Origin of the sequence: Rhizobium sp. SEMIA 4085 (assembly GCF_013004495.1) — a bacterium.
GTDB lineage: Bacteria > Pseudomonadota > Alphaproteobacteria > Rhizobiales > Rhizobiaceae > Rhizobium > Rhizobium gallicum.
On sequence record NZ_JABEPH010000557.1, the window covers coordinates 1 to 2,570 of the forward strand.

General features: G+C 61.0%; 2 protein-coding genes. Both read left to right on the forward strand.

Annotated elements, in window-relative coordinates:
• Nucleotides 1-1,770, forward strand: a 1,770-nt coding sequence (locus tag C9413_RS30875; protein WP_170251391.1) for an RNA degradosome polyphosphate kinase, incomplete at its 5' end; no start/stop codon positions are given.
• Nucleotides 1,771-1,782: 12 nt separating this feature from the next.
• Nucleotides 1,783-2,570 (forward strand): Ppx/GppA family phosphatase (locus tag C9413_RS30880; RefSeq protein ID WP_170251392.1); only part of this gene is annotated, 788 nt, incomplete at its 3' end.

The following is a 2,570-nucleotide window of genomic DNA, read 5'->3' on the forward strand; positions in this document are numbered from 1 at the left end:
GACCGGCAGTGGCTGGCCGCAGAGTTCGAGCAGGCGATCTTTCCGGTTTTGACGCCACTGTCGATCGACCCGCCTCACCCGTTCCCGTTCATCCCGAACCTCGGTTTCTCGATCGGCCTGCAGCTTACCAGCAAGCACGGGCGCGAGCCGATGACGGCGCTGCTTCGCCTGCCGCCTGCGCTCGATCGCTTCGTGCGCTTGCCGGATGACGCCGGCACGCTCCGCTATATCACGCTGGAGGATGTCGCGAACATCTTCATTCACCGGCTCTATCCCGGTTACGAGGTGCAGGGCTCCGGTACATTTCGCCTCATCCGCGACAGCGATATCGAAGTAGAGGAAGAAGCCGAAGACCTCGTGCGCTTCTTTGAAACCGCGTTGAAGCGCCGCCGCCGCGGCAAGGTGATCCGCATCGAGACGGATTCCGAGATGCCGGCATCGCTGCGCCAGTTCGTAGTGCAGGCGTTGAACGTTCCAGACAATCGCGTCGCCGTTTTGCCGGGCCTGCTCGCGCTCAATACGGTCTCCGAGATCACCAAGGCGCCGCGCGACGACCTTCGGTTTCCGCCCTACAATGCGCGATTTCCCGAACGCGTTCGCGAGCATGCCGGAGACTGCTTCGCGGCCATTCGCGAAAAGGACATGGTGGTTCATCACCCCTACGAGTCTTTCGACGTGGTGGTCCAGTTTCTTCTCCAGGCTGCGCGCGATCCTGATGTTCTGGCGATAAAGCAGACCCTTTACCGCACTTCGAACGACAGCCCGATCGTCCGGGCTCTCATCGATGCTGCCGAAGCCGGCAAGTCGGTGACGGCCCTCGTCGAGCTCAAGGCCCGTTTCGACGAAGAGGCCAACATCCGTTGGGCACGCGACCTCGAACGCGCCGGCGTGCAGGTCGTCTTCGGCTTCATCGAGCTCAAGACACACGCAAAGATGTCGTTGGTCGTTCGCCGCGAGGAGGGCAGACTCCGCAGCTACTGCCACCTTGGCACCGGCAACTACCATCCGGTCACCGCGAAGATCTATACCGACCTCTCGTTCTTCACCTGCAATCAGGTGATCGCCCACGATATGGCGAACATCTTCAACTTCATCACCGGCTACGGCGAACCGGAGGAGAGCATGAAGCTCGCCGTTTCGCCTTATACGCTGCGCTCGCGCATCCTCCGTCACATCGACGAGGAGATCAAACATGCCAAGAACGGTGCGCCAGCAGCGATCTGGATGAAGATGAACTCGCTCGTCGATCCGGAGATTATCGACGCCCTCTATACGGCAAGCCGGGCAGGCGTTGAGATCGATCTGGTCATTCGCGGTATCTGCTGCCTACGCCCGCAGGTGCCGGGCCTCTCCGACAATATTCGCGTCAAGTCGATCGTCGGCCGTTTCCTGGAGCACAGCCGCATCTTCTGCTTCGGGAATGGACATGGCCTGCCCTCCGACAAGGCGCTCGTCTATATCGGCTCCGCCGACATGATGCCAAGAAACCTCGACCGCCGCGTCGAGACGCTCGTCCCGCTCATCAATCCGACTGTGCACGAGCAGGTTTTGTCCCAGATCATGCTAGGCAATATCATTGACAATCAGCAGAGCTACGAGATATTGCCCGACGGCACGTCTCGGCGCATGGAAGTGCGCAAAGGCGAAGAGCCGTTCAATGCGCAGCAGTATTTCATGACCAATCCCAGCCTTTCCGGCCGTGGTGAAGCCCTGAAATCCAGTGCGCCCAAGCTGATCGCCGGCCTGCTTTCCGGCTGGACCAAGAGATAAAACTGGACCTGCATGGTTGAATCAGAAGCCCAGGGGCGCCTTCCAGGGATTGCTCCGGTCTCCGTCGTCGATATCGGGTCGAATTCGATCCGCGTGGTGATCTACGAAGGCATGTCCCGGTCGCCGGCGATCCTTTTCAACGAAAAGGTGCTTTGCGGCCTCGGTAAGGGCATCGCGCTGAACGGCAGGATGGATGAGGAAAGCGTCGCCCGCGCGCTGGCCGCCCTGCATCGTTTCAAGGCCCTTTCCGACCAGGCCCGCGCGGCGACCATGTATGTGCTGGCGACGGCTGCCGCGCGCGAAGCCTCCAACGGGCCCGATTTCATCCACCAAGCCGAGACGATCCTCCAGCGCAAGGTTCGCGTGCTTTCCGGCGAGGAGGAGGCGAAGTTTTCCGCGCTCGGCGTCATCAGCGGCTTCTTCCATCCGGACGGCATCGCGGGCGACCTCGGCGGCGGCTCGCTGGAACTCATCGACATCAAGGAGCGCGAGATCGGCAGGGGGATCACCCTGCCGCTTGGAGGGCTTCGCCTTTCGGAATATGCCGGCGGCTCCCTCCCAAAAGCCCGCACTTTCGCTCGCAAGCATGTTCGAAGCGCCACGAAAATCCTGGAAAAGGGGGCCGGGCGAACCTTCTACGCGGTTGGTGGCACCTGGCGTAACATCGCCAAGCTGCACATGGAACTTACCCAATATCCGCTTCACATGATGCAGGGCTATGAGGTCTCTCTCGAAGCGATGATGCAGTTCCTCGACCAGGTGGAAGTAGCCAGGGACTCCAAGGATCCGGCCTTCCAGGC